At 70.8% G+C, this 22,093-nt stretch carries 14 protein-coding genes and 1 pseudogene; 7 read left to right on the top strand and 8 right to left on the bottom strand.

The features are described 5' to 3' along the window. The first annotated feature begins 440 nt into the window (after window positions 1-440). Window positions 441-1,280, top strand: a complete 840-nt coding sequence (locus HND91_RS11010; RefSeq protein ID WP_181706618.1) for a tetratricopeptide repeat protein — start codon at window positions 441-443, stop codon at window positions 1,278-1,280. A 152-nt stretch (window positions 1,281-1,432) separates the two neighbouring features. Here HND91_RS11010 and HND91_RS23345 read toward each other — a convergent pair. From HND91_RS23345 to HND91_RS10985, 5 genes and pseudogenes are all read right to left on the bottom strand, one after another. Then, window positions 1,433-2,473, bottom strand: a pseudogene (locus tag HND91_RS23345) (methyl-accepting chemotaxis protein); the annotation flags it as partial. Window positions 2,474-3,311: 838 nt separating this feature from the next. Then, the gene (locus tag HND91_RS11000) at window positions 3,312-4,709 is read right to left on the bottom strand and encodes an NAD(P)(+) transhydrogenase (Re/Si-specific) subunit beta (protein WP_181706616.1); all 1,398 of its coding nucleotides are present in this window, start codon (window positions 4,707-4,709) and stop codon (window positions 3,312-3,314) included. A gap of 13 nt (window positions 4,710-4,722) precedes the next feature. After that, complete coding sequence (locus HND91_RS10995) at window positions 4,723-5,205, bottom strand: NAD(P) transhydrogenase subunit alpha part 2 (RefSeq protein ID WP_181706615.1); 483 nt, start codon at window positions 5,203-5,205, stop codon at window positions 4,723-4,725. A 16-nt stretch (window positions 5,206-5,221) separates the two neighbouring features. Further along, window positions 5,222-6,355: a Re/Si-specific NAD(P)(+) transhydrogenase subunit alpha gene (locus HND91_RS10990; protein WP_181706614.1), complete on the bottom strand. Its 1,134-nt coding sequence runs from the start codon at window positions 6,353-6,355 to the stop codon at window positions 5,222-5,224. 129 nt (window positions 6,356-6,484) lie between these two features. After that, window positions 6,485-6,616: an aa3-type cytochrome c oxidase subunit IV gene (locus tag HND91_RS10985; RefSeq protein WP_343057302.1), complete on the bottom strand. Its 132-nt coding sequence runs from the start codon at window positions 6,614-6,616 to the stop codon at window positions 6,485-6,487. A gap of 434 nt (window positions 6,617-7,050) precedes the next feature. Here HND91_RS10985 and HND91_RS10980 point away from each other — a divergent pair, with 434 nt between their 5' ends. Then, on the top strand, window positions 7,051-7,467 hold the full coding sequence (locus HND91_RS10980) for a DUF4440 domain-containing protein (RefSeq protein ID WP_181706613.1): 417 nt from the start codon (window positions 7,051-7,053) through the stop codon (window positions 7,465-7,467). Window positions 7,468-8,157: 690 nt separating this feature from the next. On the opposite strand, the gene HND91_RS10975 is transcribed toward HND91_RS10980, so the two are convergent. After that, a complete protein-coding gene (locus tag HND91_RS10975; RefSeq protein ID WP_181706612.1) occupies window positions 8,158-9,534 on the bottom strand; it encodes an ABC1 kinase family protein in 1,377 nt (458 codons plus the stop codon). 351 nt (window positions 9,535-9,885) lie between these two features. Between HND91_RS10975 and HND91_RS23215 the strand changes: the two genes are divergently transcribed. Beyond that, on the top strand, window positions 9,886-11,577 hold the full coding sequence (locus HND91_RS23215) for a diguanylate cyclase (protein WP_181706611.1): 1,692 nt from the start codon (window positions 9,886-9,888) through the stop codon (window positions 11,575-11,577). Window positions 11,578-11,617: 40 nt separating this feature from the next. Here the strand turns inward: HND91_RS23215 and HND91_RS10965 are convergent, their stop codons facing one another. Continuing rightward, entirely contained in the window at window positions 11,618-12,517 is a 900-nt protein-coding gene (locus HND91_RS10965) for a heme-dependent oxidative N-demethylase family protein (protein WP_181706610.1), read from the bottom strand. 127 nt (window positions 12,518-12,644) lie between these two features. Beyond that, window positions 12,645-14,450, bottom strand: a complete 1,806-nt coding sequence (locus HND91_RS10960) for a M3 family oligoendopeptidase (RefSeq protein WP_181706609.1) — start codon at window positions 14,448-14,450, stop codon at window positions 12,645-12,647. A gap of 204 nt (window positions 14,451-14,654) precedes the next feature. Between HND91_RS10960 and HND91_RS10955 the strand changes: the two genes are divergently transcribed. From HND91_RS10955 to HND91_RS10940, 4 genes are all read left to right on the top strand, one after another. Then, window positions 14,655-16,217, top strand: coding sequence for a sigma-54-dependent transcriptional regulator (locus HND91_RS10955; protein ID WP_181706608.1), 1,563 nt, complete (start codon window positions 14,655-14,657; stop codon window positions 16,215-16,217). Between the two features lie 118 nt (window positions 16,218-16,335). Next, window positions 16,336-18,195: a L,D-transpeptidase family protein gene (locus tag HND91_RS10950; protein WP_181706607.1), complete on the top strand. Its 1,860-nt coding sequence runs from the start codon at window positions 16,336-16,338 to the stop codon at window positions 18,193-18,195. A 694-nt stretch (window positions 18,196-18,889) separates the two neighbouring features. Beyond that, window positions 18,890-20,629, top strand: coding sequence for a peptidoglycan L,D-endopeptidase MepK (locus HND91_RS10945; protein WP_181706606.1), 1,740 nt, complete (start codon window positions 18,890-18,892; stop codon window positions 20,627-20,629). A 141-nt stretch (window positions 20,630-20,770) separates the two neighbouring features. After that, on the top strand, window positions 20,771-22,069 hold the full coding sequence (locus HND91_RS10940; RefSeq protein ID WP_181706605.1) for a flavin monoamine oxidase family protein: 1,299 nt from the start codon (window positions 20,771-20,773) through the stop codon (window positions 22,067-22,069). Window positions 22,070-22,093 lie beyond the last annotated feature (24 nt).

The following is a 22,093-nucleotide window of genomic DNA, read 5'->3' as shown; positions in this document are numbered from 1 at the left end:
GTCCGCGCCGTCCGCGCGGCCACCCTCCATGCGCCCTGGCGCGCCGCCCGTCGGCGCCCATCATCGGCGCGTCCATCCTGACGACCGGATCCGACCAGAGACGACCCCGCCCGGGTCGTCTTTTTCGTTCGGCGCGGCTCCTCTCGTCCAGCGCGGCCGCTGTCTCCGTCAAGGTCCGCGACCGCGGACCACCCGCTCATCGCCCGTTTCGACCTCCCCCACCCACCGCTCCGGGCCATCCGGGGGAGCGCGTCCGCCCTCCCCATCTGTCGCCCCCGCACCACAGCCGGCACCCCACGGCTCTTTGATCGGCGGGTCCGGTGGCGCCCGGCGACCCGTCGCTCTATGGTCGGTTCCCGGCGATTCCCGTCGCGCTGAGGCTGAAGAGGCCCGCTTCTCGCGACGGGCGGCGATCGATCGGTTTGTGAGGGAGATTTGGCATGAAGCCCGCGACCCGTCCCACGAAGCACCGGCTGCGGCTTGCCGGCGCCCTTCTTGCGACCGTTCTCGTCTCGGCCTGCCAGACCAGCGATCCGGCCCCGATCGACCCGACGCCCATCGACCCGAACGCCGGGTCCGAGGCCAACCTGTCCTCGCTCACCGCCGTCATCCAGCAGAACCCGTCCGATCCGACCGCCTACAACATCCGCGGCACCGCCCTCGGGCAGGCGGGCCGGCTCCAGGAGGCGGTGGCCGACTTCGACACCGCCATCCGGCTCAATCCGTCCTTCCATCAGGCCTACGCCAACCGGGCGCTCGTCTACCGTCGCCTGCAGCGCAACCAGCAGGCGCTCAACGACTACAACCAGGCGATCGCCATCAACCCGAACTACGCGGTGGCCTATCTGGGGCGCGGCACGCTCTACCGGCAGGCCGGCCGGCTCGACCAGGCCCTTGCGGACTTCAACACCGCCATCACGCTGAACACCTCGGACGCCCGCGCCTACTACAACCGGGCCCTCATCTACCAGGCCCAGGGCGACCACACGCGCGCCATCGCGGACTTCGACGTGGCCATCGCGCTCGATCCGAACGCGGCCGAGCCCTACAACGCGCGCGGCCAGAGCCACCTCGCCGTCGGCGACAACGCCGATGCCCTCACGGACTTCGCCGCCGCCGTCAACCGCAACAAGCAGTCCGCGCCCTTCTGGACCAACCTCGGCATCGCCCAGGTCCGCACCGGCGACGTCTCCAACGGCCGCAACTCGATCACCCGCGCCACGGTGCTCGATCCGAACTACCGCCCCGCCAAGGACGCCCTGCGCACCACCGGCGTCTGACGCGTCCGTCCCGTCCGCCTCGCCGGCCGGACGCGGCCCGCCTCCCGAGCCGCCCGCGCCCCGCCGGGCCACCCGGGCCCGGCGGCGCGTTTCCGAGACGCCGTTGTCCGTCTTTTTCCGGCCCCTCGGGGCCATCCCGTCGGGCAGCTCTCTCAGGCCGCCAGTTCCTTCACGAACTTGCGCACCTCGCTCTGCAGGGCCGCCGCCTGGGAGGCGAGATCGCCCGACAGCGTCATCATCTGGGCGGAAGCCGCCCCGGTCGATTCCGCAGCCCGGCCCACGTCCGAGATCGTGGACGTCACCTCGCCGGCGCCCCGCGCCGCCCGCTGGGTGTTGACGGCGATCTCCCCCGTCACCACGCCCTGCTGCTCGATGGAGCTGGCGATCGCCGTCGATATGGCGCGGATGTCGTCCACGGTCCCGACGATCTTGTCGATCGAGCCGACCGTCCGGCTGGTGGCGTCCTGGATCTCCTGGATCTTGGCGCCGATCTGCTCGGTGGCTTTCGCGGTCTGGGAGGCGAGCTGCTTCACCTCCTGGGCGACCACCGCGAACCCCTTGCCGAGCTCGCCCGCCCGCGCCGCCTCGATGGTGGCGTTGAGGGCGAGCAGGTTCGTCTGGCCCGAGATGGTGTTGATCAGGTCCACCACCTCGCCGATCTTCACCGCCGCCTTGGCGAGCTGCGTCACGTCCGCCTCGGTCCGCGCCGCCTCGTCGGCCGCCAGGGCGGTGACCGTCGTGGAGCGCGAGACCTGGACGGTGATCTCCCGGATCGACGCCGCCATCTCCTCAGCGGCCTGCGCCACCGTTTCCACGTTGAGGGAGGCCTGCTCCGCCGCGCCGCTCACCGCCTGCGCCTGCCGGGACGTCTCCTCCGCCGTGCCGGCGAGGCCTCGCGCGGCCTGCGACACCTCCTTGGAGGAGCGCGAGAAGGCCTCTGCCAGCGTCTCCATGCGGCCGGCGAACTGTTCGGCCACCTCGGCCCGGCGCAGCTGCTCGTCCCTCGCCGCCTCCTCGGTCCGGCGCTGGGTGGCGCGCGCCGCCTCGGCTTCCACAAGACCGACGCGGAACACCTCCAAGGCCTTCGCCATGGCGCCGATCTCGTCCGTCCGGTCGGCGCCTTCCGCCGCCACCGTCAGGTCGCCCTGCCCCATCCGGGTCATGGCGCCGGCGAGCCGCCGCATCGGCGCGCTGATCTCGCGCAACGTCACCACCGTCGTCAGAGCCACCACGACCGCGAACGCGGTCAGCACGCCCGCGAGCGTCATCGTCATCGCCCGGCCGGACGCCTCGGACTCCGCCGCCGTCCGCCGCTCCATCTCGGCGACCTCGGTGTCCACCAAATGGGCGATGGTGGGCACCATCTCGCGGATGGCGGGCGAGCAGGTCTCGAACAGGGAGAGTTTCGCGGCCCCGGCCTGGTCCGGCCCGGCGCTCGCCAGGCGGATGGTGTCCGCGCAGGCCGCCTCGGCCGTGTCGAACATGGCGAGGATCGGCCGCAGCTGCTCCGAGAGCTCGGGCTTCAGGGCCAGGGCGTTGGCCACCTCCGCCTGGAAGCCCGCCCGCCCGGCCTCGATCTCCGAAAGCGCCATCTCGTCCTCCTCGCCCGGGTCGGCCAGGATCAGCCGGTTGACCGAGCGCACGTAGAAGACGAAATGGCGGTTCGCCCGCGCGAGCGAGAGCGCCGCCATGGCGTCCGACGTCACGAGGGCTGCGAACGCCTCCTTCGCGCTTCGGGTCACGGCTGATGAATAGAACGTCGAGGCCATCGCCACCCCGGCGAGGATTGCCAGCAGGGTGAGCACCTTCCACAAGATGGGCACGTTCCTGAACGACATGGTCACCCCTGCATCCTGAGATCCCGCCTTCGGAGCGCGAGACACTGTGGAATGCTGAGTGGAGATGATTACCCGGAGGTGAAAAACGAGCCCCTCTACCGTAAAAATACACAATGCAGAGTGCTGCGCCTGGGCTGTGGCGAACGGACGGCGCCTCCACCGCGGGCATGGCCCGCGGCGGAGGCCGTCCTGCTCACTCCAGGTTCTTGACGATGCTCTCCACCATCTTCTTGGCGTCGGCGAACAGCATCATGGTGTTGTCGCGGAAGAACAGCTCGTTCTCCACGCCGGCGTAGCCGGACCCCATGCCGCGCTTGATGAACAGCACCGTGCCGGCCTTTTCCACGTCCAGCACCGGCATGCCGTAGATGGGCGACGCCTTGTCGGTCTTCGCCGCCGGGTTGGTGACGTCGTTGGCGCCGATCACGAAGGCCACGTCGGCCTGGGCGAACTCGGAGTTTATGTCTTCGAGTTCGAACACCTCGTCATAGGGCACGTTGGCCTCGGCCAGCAGCACGTTCATGTGGCCCGGCATGCGGCCCGCCACCGGGTGGATGGCGTATTTCACCTCCACGCCCTCGTGCTTCAGCTTGTCGGCCATCTCGCGCAGCGCGTGCTGGGCCTGGGCCACCGCCATGCCGTAGCCCGGCACGATGATCACCTTGGAGGCGTTCTTCATGATGAAGGCCGCGTCCTCGGCCGAGCCCTGCTTCACCGGCCGCTGCTCCACCGCCCCGCCGGCCGCCCCGGCGGTCTCGCCGCCGAAGCCGCCGAGGATGACGGAGATGAAGCTCCGGTTCATGCCCTTGCACATGATGTAGCTGAGGATCGCGCCCGACGAGCCCACCAGCGCGCCGGTGATGATCAGCGCCGTGTTGCCGAGCGTGAAGCCGATGCCCGCCGCCGCCCAGCCGGAATAGCTGTTCAGCATGGAGACGACCACCGGCATGTCGGCGCCGCCGATCGGCACGATGATCAGGCCGCCGAGCACCAGCGACACGATCACGATCAGCCAGAACACCGCGTGGCTCTCGGTCTGGACGAGCACCACGATCAGGATCACCAGCAGCGCCGCCAGCCCGCCGTTCACCCAGTGCCGCATGGGCAGCAGGATCGGCCGGCCGCTCATGCGCCCGTCGAGTTTCAGGAAGGCGATCACCGAGCCCGTGAAGGTGATAGCGCCGATGGCGACGCCGAGGCTCATCTCCACCAGCGCCTGGGCGTGGATCTCGCCCCGCTCGCCGATGCCGAAGGCCGCCGGCGCGTAGAGCGCCGCCGCCGCCACCAGCACCGCCGCGAGGCCGACGAGGCTGTGGAAGGCCGCCACCAGCTGCGGCATGGCCGTCATGGCGATCTTGCGGGCGATGTAGGCGCCGACGCCGCCGCCGATGGCGAGCGCCACCACGATCAGCGCATAGGCGCCGAATGACGGCGGGATCAGGAACAGGGTGGTCAGCACGGCGATGGCCATGCCGGCCATGCCCATGATGTTGCCCCGGCGCGAGGTGACCGGGCTGGAAAGGCCCCGGAGGGCCAGGATGAACAGCACACCCGACACGAGGTAGAGGGTGGCGGCGACGTCTGCGGACATGGGTACGCCTCCCTCAGCTCTTCTTCTTGTACATGGCGAGCATGCGGCTCGTGACGAGGAACCCGCCGAAGATGTTCACGGCGGCGAGCACCACGGCGACGAAGCCGAAGCCGCGCGCCACGCCGGTGCCCGGCTCCATCAGCTCCACGCCGACCGCCAGGAGCGCGCCGACGATGATCACCGACGAGATCGCGTTGGTCACCGCCATCAGCGGCGTGTGGAGGGCCGGCGTCACCGACCAGACCACGTAGTAGCCGACGAAGATCGCCAGCACGAAGATCGAGAGGCGGAACACGAACGGGTCGATGACCCCGCCCGAGGCGGCCGAGACCGCGTGGGCGATGCCGTCCGCGGCGGTGTCGAAGCCGCCGGACGAGTGGATCGCGGCGCTCGCCGCGTTGGCGGCCTCGCGGGCCTCGTTGGCGGCGCGGAGCGCCGCGTCGGCTGCCTGGCGGGCCTGCTCGATGGCCTGTTCGGCGGATTGGGTGTCAGCCATGGAAGAGCCTCCCCGGTCAGCTCTGGAACTGCGGATGGACGACCGCGCCGTCGCGGGTGAGAACCGTCGCCTTGACGAGTTCGTCGTCCCAGTTGATGGCGAGCCGCTTCTCCTTCTTGTCGATCAGCGTCTCCACGAAGGCGAAGAGGTTCTTCGCGTAGAGCTGGGACGCGGTGGCGGCGATCCGGCCGGCGGCGTTGTCGAGGCCGACGATGGTCACGCCGCCCTCCGTCGCCACCGCCTTGCCGGCCGTCGCGCCCTCCACGTTGCCGCCCCGCTCCACCGCGAGGTCGACGAGCACGGAGCCCGGCTTCATGGAGGCCACCATGGCGGCCGACACGAGCTTCGGCGCGGGCCGGCCCGGGATCAGCGCGGTCGTGATGATGATGTCCTGCTTCTTGATGTGCTCGGCCACCAGCGCCGCCTGCTTGGCCTGGTATTCGGCCGACATGGGCTTGGCGTAGCCGGCGGCGGTCTCCGCCTGCCGGAACTCGTCGTCCTCCACCGCCACGAACTTGGCGCCGAGGGATTCCACCTGCTCCTTGGCGGCCGGGCGCACGTCCGTCGCCGTCACCACCGCGCCGAGGCGGCGGGCGGTCGCGATCGCCTGGAGGCCCGCGACGCCGGCGCCCATCACGAACACGCGGGCGGCCGGCACGGTGCCGGCGGCGGTCATCATCATCGGGAAGGCGCGGTCGTAGGCGGCGGCGGCCTCGACCACCGCCTGGTAGCCGGCGAGGTTGGCCTGGGAGGACAGCACGTCCATCACCTGTGCGCGGGTGATGCGCGGCATCAGCTCCATGGCGGTGGCGACGATGCCGGCGTCGGCGAGGCTCTTCAGCGCCTCGCCCTGGCCGTAGGGGTCCATGATGGCCACCACCATGGCGCCGCGCTTCAGGGCGGGCAGTTCGGCGGGGGCCGGCCGGCGGACCTTGAGGACGATGTCGGCGTCCGCCACCGCCTCGGCGGCGGACGGCGCCACGGTGGCGCCCGCGGCCGCGAAGTCGGCGTCGGGCACGCGGGACTTCAGCCCCGCTCCGCTCTCCACGAAGACCGTGGCTCCGAGGCCGACGAAACGTTTGACGGTGTCCGGTGTCGCCGCGACGCGGCTCTCCTCCGGATCGACCTCGCGGGGAACGGCGATCTTCATGCGGGCTCCTCTGTCACGGCTGCACCCCCGCATCCCCGGAAGGCGATGCGGACGTCGATGCGGGCCGGCGGGAACCAGCGTCGCCGAGGCCGACGAACCGCCCGGATGTCGGGCGGCGCCGGCCGCGGGTCAGAGGAGGAAGAGGGCCATCAGGATCAGGATGACGACGACGATCGCGGTGCCGTACTTGGTGAGCGTGATGAAGAGCCCATAGGTCTTCTCGTGCTCGTTGTAGTCCATCGCGCTGTCGTTATCGGCCACGGTCTTTCCTCCCGATCGGGTTGAACCAGATGACAGCGGCTTTACCGCAATCGCCGTGGATCGGCAATGCGGCCCGATGCCCTCGATCGTCCCGTCCCCACCGGAGATATGCTCATTCTGAGTACGTGAACAGCCAATAGTCGGATAGGCTTCGGATATCAAGCGCCAACGCGCCTGCCCGATGGTCCACTTGCATTCTGGACGGAGCCTGCGGCCGCTGCCATCCTGCCCCGGCGGACCCTTCGCGCCGGTCCAGACGTTTGAAAGTCCGCCTCTGTCGCCGGTCGTGGCCGGCCCGTTAAGCTTCGGCGGCTAGGCTGATGCTCCCCGGGGACGGCGATTCGCCCGGGAAGGCGCCGCGGCGGTCGTTCGCCGGGGCCGCGAAGCCGGGCGATCGGCCCGGCCATGGACTTGGGTCGCCGAGGGGAATGGGCATGTCCGACTTCGATCCGGAAGCCGATATCGAGGCCTTGGTCGACAGCTATGCGGCCGGGATCAACGACCACGACGTGGACGCGATCCTCGACTGCTTCCTCTACCCGTCGGTCATCTGGCAGTTCGGCAAGGGCCACGTGTTCGCCGACGCCGAGGAGATGGCCGAGAACGTCAAGGCCGTCCTGAAGCTCTATGACGAGGCCGGCGCCGTCCTCTCCACCCCCACCATCACGGACGTCTCCGTCCACGGCGGGACCGCCCTCGTGACCGTCGAGTGGGACCAGGAGGACGCCGACGGCGAAGCCGTCTTCGACTTCGCCTGCCACTACCACCTCCTCCTCGACGGCCCCGAATGGCGCATCGCCGGAGTCGTCAACATCATGCCGGCGGACGACGACGAGGACGAGGACGAGTAACGGTGGCGAGGACGCGCCCGGTTCATCCGGACCACCCCCGCATTCCACCCGCTCCACACTCTGAGAACGCATGTGCGGTGCGCCTCCGCGAACCATCCATGCGTGGTCCGACACCGCGAACCATGCACGTGTGGTTCGCCTCCGCGAACCATGCGTGGGCGGTTCGCCTCCGCGAAATATGCGTGGGTGATCCGCCTCCGCGAACCATGACGACCTGAATCGAACGCCACCACTTCACCGGCCGCCGTTCACGCCGGCGCCAGCCGTCCGGCACACCCCGCCAGCAGCACCCCCCCGCGCCCTGATCACCCGCCCCACCGTCATGGTCCGGTTCATCCGGACCACCCACGCATTCCACCCGCTCCACACTCGCAGAATGCATGTGCGGTGCGCCTCCGCGAACCATGACGACCCGCATCGAACGCCGCCGCTCCACCGGCCGCCCTTCACGCCGGCGGCAGCCGTCCGGCACACCCCGCCAGCAGCACTCCCCGCGCCCTGATCACCCGCTCCACCGTCATGGTCCGGTTCATCCGGACCACCCACGCATTCCACCCGCTCCACACTCGCAGAATGCATGTGTGGTCCGCCTCCGCGAACCATGACGACCCGCATCGAACGCCGCCGCTCCACCGGCCGCCGATCGCCGGATCGCCACTCACTTAATTCCTGACCTGCTCACACACCCCCTCACCCGGCCAGCCCGGCCCGGGCTAGCGCGCCGGCCTGCTTTTCCGTCAGGGCGGCCAGGGAGAAGTCCTCGATCTGCTCCTCGAACAGGCGGTGGAAGTTCAGTTCCGCGTCGAGGTGGAGGAACACGCCGCCGAGGCCGATGGCGGCGCGGTCCATGAACACGAACTCGCGCGGGATCGTCACCGGCCCCTTCTCCTTCAGCGCCTGGTGCACCCGGAACGCCTGCTCCCGGCCGTACTGGCCGGGGCTCACCCCGTCCGCCACCGTGCGCACCCGGTCGTCGAGGAGCGGGCCGTAGATGAAGCGGGCCCAGATGTTCAGCACCTCGATCAGATCCTTCTTCAGGCCCCGGAAGCCCCAGGTCTCGTAGGCGTGCACGATGCGCTCGCCATCGTGGGTCCTGAGGCCGTGGTAGAGGTCCACCACGCCGCCCACGAAGGCGGGCGGGAAGATGCGGATGCAGCCGTAGTCGAGGAGGTTGATGCCGGCGCCCGTCACCGTCTCGCCGCCCTCCTCACGATCGAAGGCGGTGTAGTTGCCGAGGTGCGGGTCGCCGTGGATGATCCCGACGTGCGCGAACGGGTACCACCAGGCCTGGAACAGCGCCGTGGACAGCCGGTTGCGGGTCGCCTGGTCGGCCTCCTTGTGGTCGAGGAGCCGGCGCCCCTCCAGCCAGTCCAGGGTGATCAGCCGGCGCGTGGAAAGGTCCGCGTGCACCGCCGGCACCCGGACGAGCTCGTCGCCCGAAAGCACCTCGCCGTAGAGCCGGGCGTGCCGGGCCTCGCGGGTGTAGTCCAGCTCCTCCCGGATCCGGTCGGCGATCTCGGTGAAGATCTCGCGCGTGTCCACCGCGGGGCGGAACCGGCGGTGCACCGAGAAGGCGAGATCCAGCTGCTTCAGGTCGGCCTCCACGGCCGACTGCATGTCCGGATACTGCAGCTTCACCGCCACGGGCCGACCGTCCGGCAGCGTCGCCCGGTGCACCTGGCCGAGCGAGGCGGCCGCCGCCGGCAGGCGGTCGAAGCTGCGGAAGCGCTTCTCCCAGTCGAGGCCCAGCTCGGCCGCCATGCGGCGCTTCACGAAGGCGGCGCCCATGGGCGGCGCGTTCGACTGCAGCTGCGACAGCTCCTCGGCATACTCCGGCGGCAGCGCCTCCGGGATGGTGGCCAGCAGCTGCGCCACCTTCATGATCGGCCCCTTCAGGTTGCCGAGCGCCGCCGTCAGCGCGGCCGCCGCGGCCTTGTCGTCGTCCGCGCCGAACAGGCGCTGGCCCGCCATGCGCAGCGCCGCGCCGCCGAGATTGGTCCCGACGCGGCCGTATCGGCTCGCGCGGGCTGTGAAGCGGTTGCGTTCGGTGTCGGGCGGAAGAGCCATGGAGCGTCGCTGCCTTCTGAACCGGAGGTGTCGTTCATGTAGGTCGGGCGCACCGAATGTCACGGGCGAGGGCCGGTTCGGCGGGCGGGCGCGTCGGTCCGGCAAAACCGAAACGCCTCGGCCGGAGCCGCTGCGCGGCGGCATGACATCGGCGAGGGTCCCCAGGCGACGGCCATCCGCTGCGCGATCGATCGACCTCTCCCGTCTGCCAGGCGTCGCCGTCGGCGCGAGCGCCGTCCTACTCCATTCACCTGGAATGCCACCGCAGGTTCATTCGGAGGGCGCGCGGTAAACAATTGTCAAAACTATTGACGTCATAGTTTTCATGTCACATTCGGGAACTTGCGCAGGGTGACCGTGGGCAGGAACAGCTCGTTCAAAGCGAACAGTCACGAACTCCCCGCCCCGGGTGAGATCCGCCTGTCCGTGGCGGGCTGGATCGAACAGTCGTGGCGTCGCGAGGACGGGGGCGATGTGGCCGGGGCGCTCGCCGCCGTGAAAGCCGGCCTGGAGGTCGCCCGGCGCGAGCAGTTGCCCGACCCCCTCCTCGAACTGCTCTGCCAGAAGGCGCGTCTCAAAAGAGTGGGCGGCGATTGGCTCGCCGCGATCGAGATCATCGCGTCGGCCGAACCCCTTGCGAAGCGCTGTTCCGATCAGCGCATCCTCGCCGGCTATTGGTCTCTCTACGCCTACTACGTGTCGGAATTCGGCGAGTTGGAAAAGACCGCCGTGTTCAATCGCCTGGCGTTGGCCTGCGCCAGGAAGGCCGGCAGCGAAGCCTTGTACCTGGCGCAGACGCGCCATGGCCTTTGCCTTCTGGCGACCAACCGCGCCGGAGAGGCGGTCAAGGTCTTCACCGACGCCATCGCGACGCTGCGGCTGCTTCCGCCGGGACCGAACGCCGGATACCGCTGGTGCTATTCCCCGTCCCTCCTCGGCCATGCCCTGACCGAGTTGGCCGCCGAAGCCGCTGCGCGCGACCAACCGATCGAAAGCTGCGCGCTCGCGCGGGCGGATCAGGTCCTGACCGAGGCGCTGAAGCTGGCGCAGGAGTCCGTGCCGGTGCTCCGCTTCGAGGTCCAGGTCAACCTCGGCCGCTGCCGCTCGCTCCGCGGCATCGTGGACGAGACGTGCCGGCGGGCGCTCCTCGACGCCAGCTTCAAAGACCTGGTCTCCTGCTCGAACCTCAGACTGATCAGCGTGATCGCCTGGGCCAGATACGAGGCGGAGATCCGAGGCGACGTGGCGTTCGCCCGCCAGGTTCTCGATCGGGTCATCGAGGTCCGCACCGACCGGTCCCTGCTTCCCTGGCTGCATCATTGGCACGCGGCGTCCGCCGCCGTTCACCGGGTCGAGGGCCGTTTCGACGAAGCCGCCCTCGACCTTGAGACGGCCTACGACGCGGTCCGCGATCTCCGCGCCCACCAGGTCGCCGTCATCCTGGACATGGCCGAACGAGTGTCGGAGGCGGAGGCCAGCCGGCGGCGGGAACGCGCCGCCGCGCTCCGGGCGGCGAGGCTGAGGACGCGCAACGAGGAACTCTCCGCCGAGAAGCAGCGTCTGGCCGAACGCGCCCTCACCGATCCGCTCACCGGCCTCGGCAATCGCCGCCGCCTGGAGCAGGAGGTGGCCCGGATGGAGGCCCGGTCCCTAAGGCGCGAGACCACCGTCGCGATCATCGACATCGATCATTTCAAGTCGATCAACGACCGCTACTCCCACCAGGTCGGCGATCAGGTCATCGCCATGGTGGCGTCCCGGCTTTCGCAATCGGCGCGGCGGAACGACCTTTGCGTCCGCTATGGCGGCGAGGAATTCCTGATCCTGTTCAAGGGCGAGGTCTCCCCGCGCCGGCTCGACAAAGTTCGTCTCGCCGTCCAATCCCTCGACTGGTCTCCCCTGGCACCGGACCTTCGGGTGACGGTCAGCATCGGGGCGGCGCCATGGGAGAGTTCCACGCCGTTCGCGGCCGCCCTGTCGCTTGCCGACAAGCGCCTCTACACGGCGAAATTCCTCGGCCGGAATCGCTGCGTGGTGGAGTGACGCGGGCCGCCGCGCCGTCGCCGATCCGGACAGCAGCCCTTCAGGCCACCGGTTCGGGCTCGGCGATCGCCTGCAGGCGAGCGGCCAGAAGATCCCGGTGGGCGGCCAGCGACTTGTAGGCGAGCTGCGGCCCGTCCAGCTCCAGCAGCTGGGCGCGCAGGCCCGCCGCCAGGCTGCGCCCGTCCGGGTGGCGGGCGAAATCGGCCACCGGATCCACGTGCACCTTGATGGTGAACAGGATGTCGCCGCTGTCCGGCATGCGGGTCAGCGTCTGCCGCTCCACCCGGATGAAGGCCTGGGCGGACGGCGCGTTGAACCAGTCCCGCGGCAGCTGCTTGGATTCCGGATGGTGCAGCTCCGGGTCCGGATAGATGGACCAGTTCAGCCGCCAGACCGGAATATCCGCCTTCAGCGCGTCGAAGATGCGGTTCATCCGTGCCGCCATGGCGCCCGCGTAGTCGGGCACCGGCCCGTGGATCTCGTCCAGGGTGCGGCCGAACTTCTCCTTCAGCGACCAGGACGACGGGAAGCAGAGCGCCGCCGCCACCAGCCGCCAGCCGCGCTCGTCGCGGCGCATGAGCACGAGATCCTCCTGCACCACTCGCGACGCCGCCAGGATCGGCGGCTCCTCCGGCCGGAGCGGCACCGACATCCCCGCGGGCGCCACGTGCAGCCGGCCGCCCTCCACCCGGTAGACATCCGGAAAGCGCGCCGGCAGATGGGCCGCCAGCGCGTCGAACACCTCCCGCTGGGCCGCCTCCGTGCCGGCCTCGGCGGCGAACACCATGTCCCGACGTTCCGCGTAGAGACGGGTCTTCTCGGCGAGATGGACCGGCAGGTGGTCGTCGGGCTCGATCCAGGTCGACACGTCGAGAGGGGCGAGGCCGATCGTGAAGGGTTTCTTGGACCCGTCGTAGGGCGTGTGGGCGAACTGAGGCATGATCGTCCTGATGGAGAGCGGTCGGCGCGCCGCACCGGACGGGGCGCGGCGTCGCCATTCAAATCTCGGGCCTGTCCGGCCGCCGCGGGCGTCCGACCTCTCGGCCGACCCCGCCCGGCCGCTCCGGTCAGCCCTCCAGAGTCTCGAGTTCGCCGATCATCCGCTCGATCACCCCGAGCCCCAGGTGCCAGAAGGTCGGATCTGAGGCGTCGAGGCCGAACGGCTTAAGGAGTTCGGAATGGTGCTTGGTGCCGCCCGCCTCCAGGAGCGCGAAATACTTGTCCTGGAAGCCCGGCTCCGCCTTCTCGAACACGGCGTAGAGCGAATTCACCAGGCAGTCGCCGAACGCGTAGGCATAGACGTAGAAGGGCGAGTGGATGAAGTGCGGAATGTAGGTCCAGTAGGTCTCGTAGCCGGGGCCGAACGTCACCGCCGGCCCGAGGCTTTCCGCCTGAATGCCGAGCCAGATCTCGTTGATCTGCTCGGCCGTCAGCTCGCCGTCCCGGCGGGCGGCATGCACCCGCCGCTCGAACGTGTAGAAGGCGATCTGCCGGACCACCGTGTTGATCATGTCCTCCACCTTGGAGGCGAGCAGCGTCCGCTTCTCCGCCTTGGAGGCCGTCTTCCTCAGAAGCGCCTGGAAGGTGAGCATCTCGCCGAAGACCGAGGCGGTTTCGGCCAGCGTCAGCGGCGTCGGCGCCATCAGGGCGCCTTGCCGGCCGGCCAGCACCTGATGCACCCCGTGGCCGAGCTCGTGGGCGAGCGTCATCACGTCCCGGGTCCGTCCGAGGTAGTTGACGAGCACGTACGGATGGGCGGACGGCACGGTCGGGTGCGCGAAGGCGCCCGGGGCCTTGCCGGGCCGGGTCGGCGCGTCGATCCAGTTCTCGTCGAAGAAGCGGCCCGCGATCTCGGCCATGCGCGGCGAGAAGCTGCCGTAGGCGCCAAGCACCGTGTCCTTGGCCTCGGTCCACGGGATCAGCCGGTTCACCGCCCCCGGCAGGGGCGCGTTGCGGTCCCAGTAGGCGAGCGCGTCCTTGCCCATCCACTTCGCCTTCAGGGCGTAGTAGCGGTGGGAGAGGCGCGGATAGGCGTCGGTCACGGCGGAGACCAGCGCGTCCACCACCTCGCGCTCCACCCGGTTCGACAGGTGGCGGGCGTCGGCGATGTCCTTGAAGCCGCGCCAGCGGTCGGAGATCTCCTTGTCCTTGGCGAGCACGTTGGTGATCAGCGTGAAGATGCGCAGGTTCTCGCCGAAGGTCTTGCCCAGGGCCTCGGCGGCCGCCTTGCGCTTGGCCTCGTCCGGCTCCTGCATCAGGTGCAGCGTCGGCTCGATGGCGAGATCCTCGCCGTCGACCGTGAAGCGCAGGCTCGCGATCGTCTCGTCGAACAGGCGGTTCCAGGCCGAATAGCCGGTGATCGACTTCTCGTGGAACAGCTCCTCGATCCGGTCCTCCAGCTGGTACGGCTTCTCCAGCCGGATGTCCGTCAGCCAGGGCCTGTAGTGGGCGAGCGCCTGGTCCTTCAGCGCCGCGTCGATGACGCCGTCGTCGAGCCGGTTCAGCTCCAGCTCGAAGAACAGGAGGTTGCTGCTCGCCGCCGTCACCTTCTCCTGCACGTCGCCGTAGAACTTGGCCCGCGCCGGATCGGTGGTGTTGCCCGAATAGGTGAGGCCCGCGAACGACATCAGCCGCCCGAGGAGTTCGCTCAGCCCCTCGTACTCGCGCACCATGGCGGCGAGCTTGGCGCCGCCGTCCGGGGCGGACGCCACGTCCTTCAGCGTGCCCTTGTGGGCCTTGGCGAAGGCCTCCGTCTCGGTGCGCGCCCGCTCCAGGTCGGCCTTCAGCGCCGGCGCGTCCATGGCCGGGTAGAGGGCGGAGAGGTCCCATTCGGGAAGGGACCCAAGCGTCTCGGGGGCGGCGTCGGCGGGCATCGGGCGAAACTCCGATCAATGGCTGTCGTCCATCCATATTGGCTGAACGCCCCCCGGATCAACCGTCTCGGCCGCCCGCCCGCCATCCGCAGGCGACACCGCCGCGGTTAAACCCGCGTTTACCCCGTTGCGCCAGGATGACCCGAATTGACACAGGCCGCGCCTCCGCTGCGGCCGTTCGCCAACGATCCGGTGCCCCGCGTCATGTCCGCTCGCCTCCTCATCGTCGACGACGACCCCGTCCAGCGCCGCCTCCTGGAGGAGTCCGTGCGGCGATTCGGCTACGAGGCCGCCGTCCTCGACGGCGGCGAGGCGGCCGTCGCGGCCCTCGCCGGCGGCGCCGACGCGGACCTCGTCATCCTCGACCTGGTCATGCCGGACCTCGACGGCATGGGCGTCCTGGAGCGGCTGAACAAGGCCGGCGTCGAGGTGCCGGTCATCGTCCAGACCTCCCGCGGCGGCATCGACACGGTGGTCGGCGCCATGCGGGCCGGCGCCTTCGACTTCATCGTCAAGCCCGTCAGCCCCGAACGCCTGCAGGTGGCGATCCAGAACGCCCTCAAGGTGTCGGCGCTCGAGGGCGAGATCCGCCGCTCGCGCCGCCCGTCCGGGGCCATCGGTTTCCGCGACATCGTCACCCGCTCCGGCGAGATGGCCCGCGTCATCCGCCTCGGCGAACGCGCCGCCGCCTCCACCATCCCGGTGCTCATCGAGGGCGAGTCCGGCGTCGGCAAGGAACTGGTCGCCCGCGCCATCCAGAGCGCGTCGGACCGGCGCACCAAGCCCTTCGTCACCGTCAACTGCGGGGCGATCCCGGAGAACCTCGTGGAGAGCACCCTCTTCGGCCACGAGAAGGGCGCCTTCACCGGCGCCGTCGACCGGCACGTGGGCAAGTTCCAGGAGGCCAACGGCGGCACGCTCTTCCTCGACGAGGTGGGCGAGCTTCCTCCCGCCGTCCAGGTCAAGCTCCTGCGCGCCCTCCAGGAGGGCGAGATCGAGCCGGTCGGCGCCCGCCGGTCCGCCAAGGTGGACTTCCGCCTGATCTCGGCCACCAACCGCCGCCTCGTCGACATGGTCAAGGAAGGCCGCTTCCGCGAGGATCTCTACTACCGACTCAACGTCTTCCCGATCTTCGTGCCGCCGCTCCGCGACCGGCGCGAGGACATCCCCGGCCTCGTGGAGCATTTCGTCCGGCGCATCGCCGCGGAGGAAGGCAAGCGCCGCGTCTCCGGCATCACCGGCGAGGCCCTCGCGATGCTCCAGGCCTATCCCTGGCCCGGCAACATCCGCCAGCTGGAGAACGCCGTCTTCCGGGCCGTCATCCTGTGCGACGGCGGCGAACTCACCGTGGACGAATTTCCCCAGATCGCCGCGCAGGTCGGCCACGTCTCCGCCGTCCGCCGCGTCGCCGGCGCCGACGAGCCGACCCGACCGGCGCCCGTCCCGGCGGACGCGGCGCCCGTCCCGCCCGCCGCGCTCGCGTCCGTCGCCCTGCCGTCGGACGGCCTGATCGGCGTCGCCGTCAGCCAGCCGACCCGCCACGACCCGGCGCCCTTCGGCTTCCTGCGCTCGCTCGCGGACGACGGCCACGTGCGCACGCTCGCGCTCATCGAGGAGGAGATGATCCGCCTCGCCATCGATCACTACGGCGGCCGCATGGCCGAGGTCGCCCGGCGCCTCGGCATCGGCCGCTCCACGCTCTATCGCAAGCTCAAGGAATACGGCCTCGCCGACCAGCCGGACGAACCGGGTGTGGCCGCCGAGTGACGCTTCACGGATAACGACGGAACCAGCGCGCCCGCGCTTGCGCAGACCGGTGGATCGGACGCAGAACTGCGGGCGTATTTCGGGGATTTTCGAGATGACGAAGGGTTTGGTTCGACGCTTGCTGGTCGGTGTCCTGGCTTCCGGAACGGCGCTCACGCTGCCGGCCGCCGCCACCGAGCCCGGCAAGCCGAAGGCGGTGACGATCCAGAACGGCGCGCTCCGGGAGCTTTCCACCGGCGCCGCGCGGCCGCTCGTCCTGTCGGTCGCCGGCAATCCCGCCGCCCCCGCCGCGCGGGCGCCCGCTCCGCTCGCCGAGGCCCCTCTCGCCCCGCCGGCGCCCGCCGCGCCGGATGCTGCCGCCGCCGCTCCCTCCGCCACGCCCGGCGCGGTCGAAGGCCGGCCGCTGACCCGGATGGCCACCACCCGGCCGGCGCCCGCCGCGCCGGAGGCGGTCACCGCCGAGCCGGGCCGCGAGCCCGTCGCCGCCACGATCCGCTCCGTCCTCGATCGCCTGTCGGTCGCGCCGGACTTCGCCTCCAAGCGCCGGGCCGCCGCGCTCCAGGCCTTCTACGCCGAGCGCCAGGACGCCCCCGCCTGGGTGTCCGCCGACCGCTTCACCCCCGCCGCCGAGGCCGTCGCCGAGCGCCTCCGCCGCGCCGCCGAGGACGGGCTCGATCCGGCCGCCCTCGCGGTCCCGGACCTCGCCTCCGGCGTGGAGGCGGCCCCGGGCTCCGTCGCCGAGCGCGACGTCGCGCTCTCGCTCGCGGTCGTCACCTTCGCCGAGCAGGCGTCGGGCGGGCGGGTGGAGCCCGGCCGCATCTCCAAGAACATCACCCGCAAGCCGCCGCGGGTCGACCCGATCTCGGCGCTCCGCCAGGTGGCGACCGCCGCCGACCCGGCCGCGGTGCTCGACGGCTTCAACCCGCCGCACGAGGCCTTCGCCGACCTGAAGGCGGCGCTCGCGGCCGTCCGCGCCCGCGGCGAGCCGACCGAACGGCCCGCGCCGATCGCCGAGGGCCCGGCCCTCAAGCCCGGCATGCGCGATTTGCGCGTCGCGTCCCTGCGCTCCCGCCTCGGCCTCACCGACCCGGCCGTGGAGACCGACGCGGACCTCTACGACCCCGCCGTGGTGGAGGCCGTGAAGGCCTACCAGCAGCAGGCCGGCATCATCCCGGACGGCATCATCGGCCCGCGCACCCTCGCGGTCCTCAACGGCGTCGACCGGGACGAGGAAGGCGAGATCCTCGCCAACATGGAGATGTGGCGCTGGATGCCGCGCGACCTCGGCACCGACCACGTCATCGTCAACGTGCCGGAGTTCATGGTCCGGGTCGTGCGCCACGGCGCCGTCACCCACACCGCCCGGGTCGTGGTCGGCACGGTCAAGAACCAGACGCCGGTCTTCTCCGACGAGATGGAATACCTCGTCGTGAACCCCTACTGGAACGTGCCGGAAAGCATCAAGATCAAGGAGATGCTGCCGGAGATCCAGGCCAATCCGGCCGCCTACTTCCAGCGCCACGGCTACGAGGTGCTCTGGAACGGCCAGCCGCTCGACCCGTCCACCATCATCTGGGACGAGAACGCCGCCAAGGCGGTGCACATCCGCCAGGTGCCGGGCGAGGCGAACGCCCTCGGCAACATCAAGTTCATGTTCCCGAACCAGCACGCCGTCTACCTGCACGACACCCCGTCGCGCAAACTGTTCGACCGCACCGTCAGGGCCTTCAGCCACGGCTGCGTGCGCGTGGACGAGCCGCTCGAGTTCGCCCGCGCGGTGCTCGAGGGCGAATCCGTCTGGACCGCCGAAAAGGTCCAGGCCCTTTATGGCGGCCAGGAGCGGCGGCTTGACCTGGAGCGCCACCTGAAGGTCCACATCGGCTACTTCAACGTCTGGGTCGACGACGCCGGCATCCTCCAGGTGCGCGACGACATCTACGGCCACAGCGCCAAGGTGAAGACCGAACTCGGCCTCTGACACCAAGCGCGGGCGCCCCCGCCCGCGCTCGTCGTCTCCCCTCCCCCGCCGCGTCGAGCCGATCCCGCCGAACACAACCCCTTCCGGCCTTCCGGGCCACCTTCCCCTGAGGGGAAGGATTTGTCCCCCTAACCGCCCATATCCTTCTCCTCAGGGACAGGTGTCCTCCTACCGCCCATATCCTTCCCCTCAGGGGAAGGTGCCTCGCGCAGCGAGGCGGAAGGGGTCGTCTTCTCCCGTCCCCTCCCCCTCCCCCTCCCGCGTCACGTCCGCGTTCCCCCGCATGGACGCGGCCGGCGCTTCCCGTCAGAACGCCTCGTCCGAACTGTCCACGCCATGCCCGGCGATTCCGGGCTTGGCGAACGAGGGTACGCCGTCTACTCTGCGCCCGCTCGTCTGGGGCAAGCGCGACAGATGGGGGCATACGTCGGATTGTTAGCAAGGTCTTACGGTAAACCGTCGCTTAACGGTTTGCGGATCAAGATGGCTGATGGGCTGGCGCGATAACCCTGACACCTGGCAGGACCGCTTGAAACGGAAAACTGTATCTGATCGGTCGACCGCCGCGGCTGGCATTGCCGGGCCGCAGCGCGAGGGGGACCCCTCGGCGTTGTCGACGCTCCTTCCTGCGGCCGGGCCGACGTCCGGAAGCCGGATCCCCCGATCCTTCACGGATCGCCTCTTCGGCGCCCGCATGGTCGGAGCCGTGGCCGGCGCGCTGGCGCTTCTCGTCGTCGCCACCGCGATGCCGACGAACGCGGCCGCGGAGACGCGAACGCTTGATCTCTACTACACACACACCAAGGAACGGTTGACGATCACGTTCAAGAAGAACGGAAAGTACATTCCGAGCGCCTTGAAGGAGCTCAACCGCTTCCTGCGCGACTGGCGTCGCAACGAGCCGACCAACATGGACCCCCGGCTGTTCGACACGGTCTGGGAGGTCTACCAGCAGTCGGGCTCCCGCCAGCCGATCCACATCGTGTCCGCCTACCGGTCGCTCGCCACCAACAACATGCTGCGCTCCCGCTCCAAGGGGGTCGCCAAGCACAGCCAGCACTCGCTCGGCAAGGCGATGGACTTCTTCCTGCCGGACGTGGGCGTCGCCAAGCTGCGCGCCATCGGCATGAAGCTCCAGCGCGGCGGCGTCGGCTACTATCCGAACGCCGGCAACGCCTTCGTGCACATCGACGTCGGCAGCGTACGCGCCTGGCCGCGCATGTCGCGCCAGCAACTGGCCAAACTCTTCCCCGACGGCAAGACCGTCCACCTTCCGGCCGACGGCAAGCCCCTCGCCGGCTACCAGCAGGCCCTCGCCGAGCTGAAGCGCAACGGCGCCTCCGCGCGTCCGCTCGCCATGGCCGAGGCCGGTGAATCGGGCGGGTCCCGCCGCAAGGTCGGTCTCCTCGCCATGCTGTTCGGCGACGAGGAGGACGCGACCGAGGAACTGAACGCCGCCTCCACCACCGGCAAGTCGCTGACCGCGCCGCCGGACGAGGAGAGCGCCCCGGCCGTGGTCCGCACCCAGCGCGTCACGCCGCCGGCCGTCGCCCCGGCGCCGGCCGCCCCGGTGGTGGTCGCCGATGTTCCGAAGCCCGCCCGCGCGCCGGAACCGCCGGCCCCCGCGTCGCTCGCCGATGCCACCCTTCCGGCCGGCGCCCCCGCTCCCGCCGAGGCTCCGGCCGACGTGGCCGCCGCCGCGCCGCCGCCCCGTCCGAAGCAGAAGCCGGAGGAACTGGTGGCGCTCGCGGCCCTGCCGGAGCCGCCGGCCATGACGCCGCGCGAAAAACCGCCGGAACTCCTCGCCGCCATGGCGGCCGCGGCCATGCCGCCGGTCCGCCCGAGCCTGCCGACCGTCGCCGAGGCGGCCGTCCCGGCCCCGGCGGCGACCCCCGGCCAGGACGAGCCGGCCTCCGCGGCCCTCGCCCTCGCCGAGGTCGCCCAGGATCCGGTGGAGGACCGCCGCGCCCTCACCGCGCTCGGCTACGCCTCCGCCCAGGCGGATCCGGTGGTCGCCCCGAAGCCGGTGCTGCCGCCGGCGCCGGGCGCCCCGCGCATCGCCCGCGCGGCCGTCACGTCGGACCTCACCATGCCGTCCCCGGCGATCGGCGGACAGGGCGATCCGCTCGCCCCGCTGCCGCTCGGCCTGACGGAGAAGTCCGACCCGCTGGCGATCCTGACCTCCGCTCTGCCGCCGGCCGACATGCCGGTCTACGACGGCGCCGCATCGGTCACCCACGGCGACTTCGCCTTCCTGCGCCACCCCGACCAGATGTCCACGGACCTTCTGTTCGAGGCGCCCGCGACGGTGGTCAGCGCCGGCTTCTCCACCGTCCGGACCGCCGGGCTGGAGACCAACCGGTTCACCGGCGCGGCCGTGGCCCGGGTCGACGTCGTCACCTTCCAGAAGCGCCGCGATCTCGCCATGCGCTGAAGCGCGGCCGGGGACGACAGTCTTTGCGAGACGATCAGCAGCGGCCGCCGGAACCCCGGCGGCCGTCTTGCTTTATGAACGCCGTGCCCTTTCCTTCCCGGGCACGCCAGCCCCGCTTCGCCCGAACCCCGAAGGACAGTCATGGCCTCTTCCGATCCCCGTGATCTCGCCGGAGCCGAAACCGCCTGCGTGGTGATCGGGGCCGGCGCCGCCGGACTCGGGGCCGCCCGCCGTCTCGCCGAGGCCGGCGTGCCGCACCTCGTCCTGGAGGCGCGGAACCGGGTCGGCGGGCGGGCCCACACGGTCGCGGCGCTCGGGTCGTTCCCCATCGACCTCGGCTGCGAATGGCTCCACTCGGGCGACCGCAACCCCTGGACAGCCCTCGCCGAGGCGAGCGGCTTCACGGTGGACCGCAGCCCGCCCGGCTGGGGCGAACAGGCCGGCGGCGTCGGCTTCGCGCCCGGCGAGGTGGAGGCCTTCAACGCGGCGCTCGGCGCCTTCTACGAGGCGGTCGGCGAGGACCCCGACACGGAGGACCGACCCGCCTCCACGCTCCTCACCGCCGGGAACCGGTGGAACCCGCTGATCGAGGCGGTGAACAGCTATGTGAGCGGCACCGACACCGCCCGCACCTCCGTGCGCGACCTCGCCCGCTACGCGGACACGGAGGTGAACTGGCGCGTGCTGGAAGGCTATGGCGCGCTCATCGCCCATCATGCCGCCGGCCTGCCGGTCGTCCTGGACTGCCCGGTCCTTTCCATCGACCATTCCGGCCCGCTCGTCCGGGTGGAGACCGCCCGCGGCGCGGTCGCCTGCCGCGCCGTGGTCGTCACCCTGCCGTCCGGCCTGATCGCCCGGGGCGAGCCGCGCTTCGTCCCCGCCCTGCCGGACAAGCAGGCCGCCGCCGCCGGCCTGCCGCTCGGCGTCGCCGACAAGGTCTTCCTGTCCGTCACACCCGCCGCCGACATCCCGCGGGGCCACGTGTTCGGCCGGCCGGACCGGGCCGGCACCGGCAGCTATCATCTCTTCCCCCACGGCCGGCCCCTGATCGAGGGGTTCTATGGCGGCGACTGCGCCCGCGACCTGGAGGCCGGCGGTCCCGACGCCTTCGAGAGCTTCGCCCGGGAGGAACTCGCCGGCCTGTTCGGCTCCGCCGTCCTCCGCCACCTCGGCCCGCTCGCCGCCACCGCCTGGGCGGCGGACCCGCACGCCCTCGGCTCCTATTCCACCGCCCTTCCCGGCCACGCGGACGACCGGGCCCGCCTCGCCGGCCCGGTGGACGGCCGCCTCTTCTTCGCCGGCGAAGCCACCTCGCCGAACGACTTCTCCACCGCCCACGGCGCCTACGAAAGCGGCCGGCGCGCCGCTGGCGAAGTCGTCGCCGCGCTCGGGCTCGCCCCCGCGCGCCAGCCCGTCCCCGCCGACGGCCGGCAGACCTGACGCCCTGATCCGCCCGGCAGCCCG

The organism is Chthonobacter rhizosphaerae, from assembly GCF_013839525.1.
GTDB lineage: Bacteria > Pseudomonadota > Alphaproteobacteria > Rhizobiales > Pleomorphomonadaceae > Chthonobacter > Chthonobacter rhizosphaerae.
The sequence above is the reverse complement of the archived record's forward strand: the minus strand, read 5'-3'. Positions and strand labels throughout refer to the sequence as shown.

What these genes read in the sequence shown, in the direction of transcription:
- HND91_RS11010 (WP_181706618.1), top strand. Translation starts at nt 441, where the DNA reads ATGAAGCCCGCGACCCGTCCCACGAAGCACCGGCTGCGGCTTGCCGGC.
- HND91_RS11000 (WP_181706616.1), bottom strand. Translation starts at nt 4,709, where the DNA reads ATGTCCGCAGACGTCGCCGCCACCCTCTACCTCGTGTCGGGTGTGCTG.
- HND91_RS10995 (WP_181706615.1), bottom strand. Translation starts at nt 5,205, where the DNA reads ATGGCTGACACCCAATCCGCCGAACAGGCCATCGAGCAGGCCCGCCAG.
- HND91_RS10990 (WP_181706614.1), bottom strand. Translation starts at nt 6,355, where the DNA reads ATGAAGATCGCCGTTCCCCGCGAGGTCGATCCGGAGGAGAGCCGCGTC.
- HND91_RS10980 (WP_181706613.1), top strand. Translation starts at nt 7,051, where the DNA reads ATGTCCGACTTCGATCCGGAAGCCGATATCGAGGCCTTGGTCGACAGC.
- HND91_RS10975 (WP_181706612.1), bottom strand. Translation starts at nt 9,534, where the DNA reads ATGGCTCTTCCGCCCGACACCGAACGCAACCGCTTCACAGCCCGCGCG.
- HND91_RS10965 (WP_181706610.1), bottom strand. Translation starts at nt 12,517, where the DNA reads ATGCCTCAGTTCGCCCACACGCCCTACGACGGGTCCAAGAAACCCTTC.
- HND91_RS10960 (WP_181706609.1), bottom strand. Translation starts at nt 14,450, where the DNA reads ATGCCCGCCGACGCCGCCCCCGAGACGCTTGGGTCCCTTCCCGAATGG.
- HND91_RS10955 (WP_181706608.1), top strand. Translation starts at nt 14,655, where the DNA reads ATGTCCGCTCGCCTCCTCATCGTCGACGACGACCCCGTCCAGCGCCGC.
- HND91_RS10945 (WP_181706606.1), top strand. Translation starts at nt 18,890, where the DNA reads ATGGTCGGAGCCGTGGCCGGCGCGCTGGCGCTTCTCGTCGTCGCCACC.
- HND91_RS10940 (WP_181706605.1), top strand. Translation starts at nt 20,771, where the DNA reads ATGGCCTCTTCCGATCCCCGTGATCTCGCCGGAGCCGAAACCGCCTGC.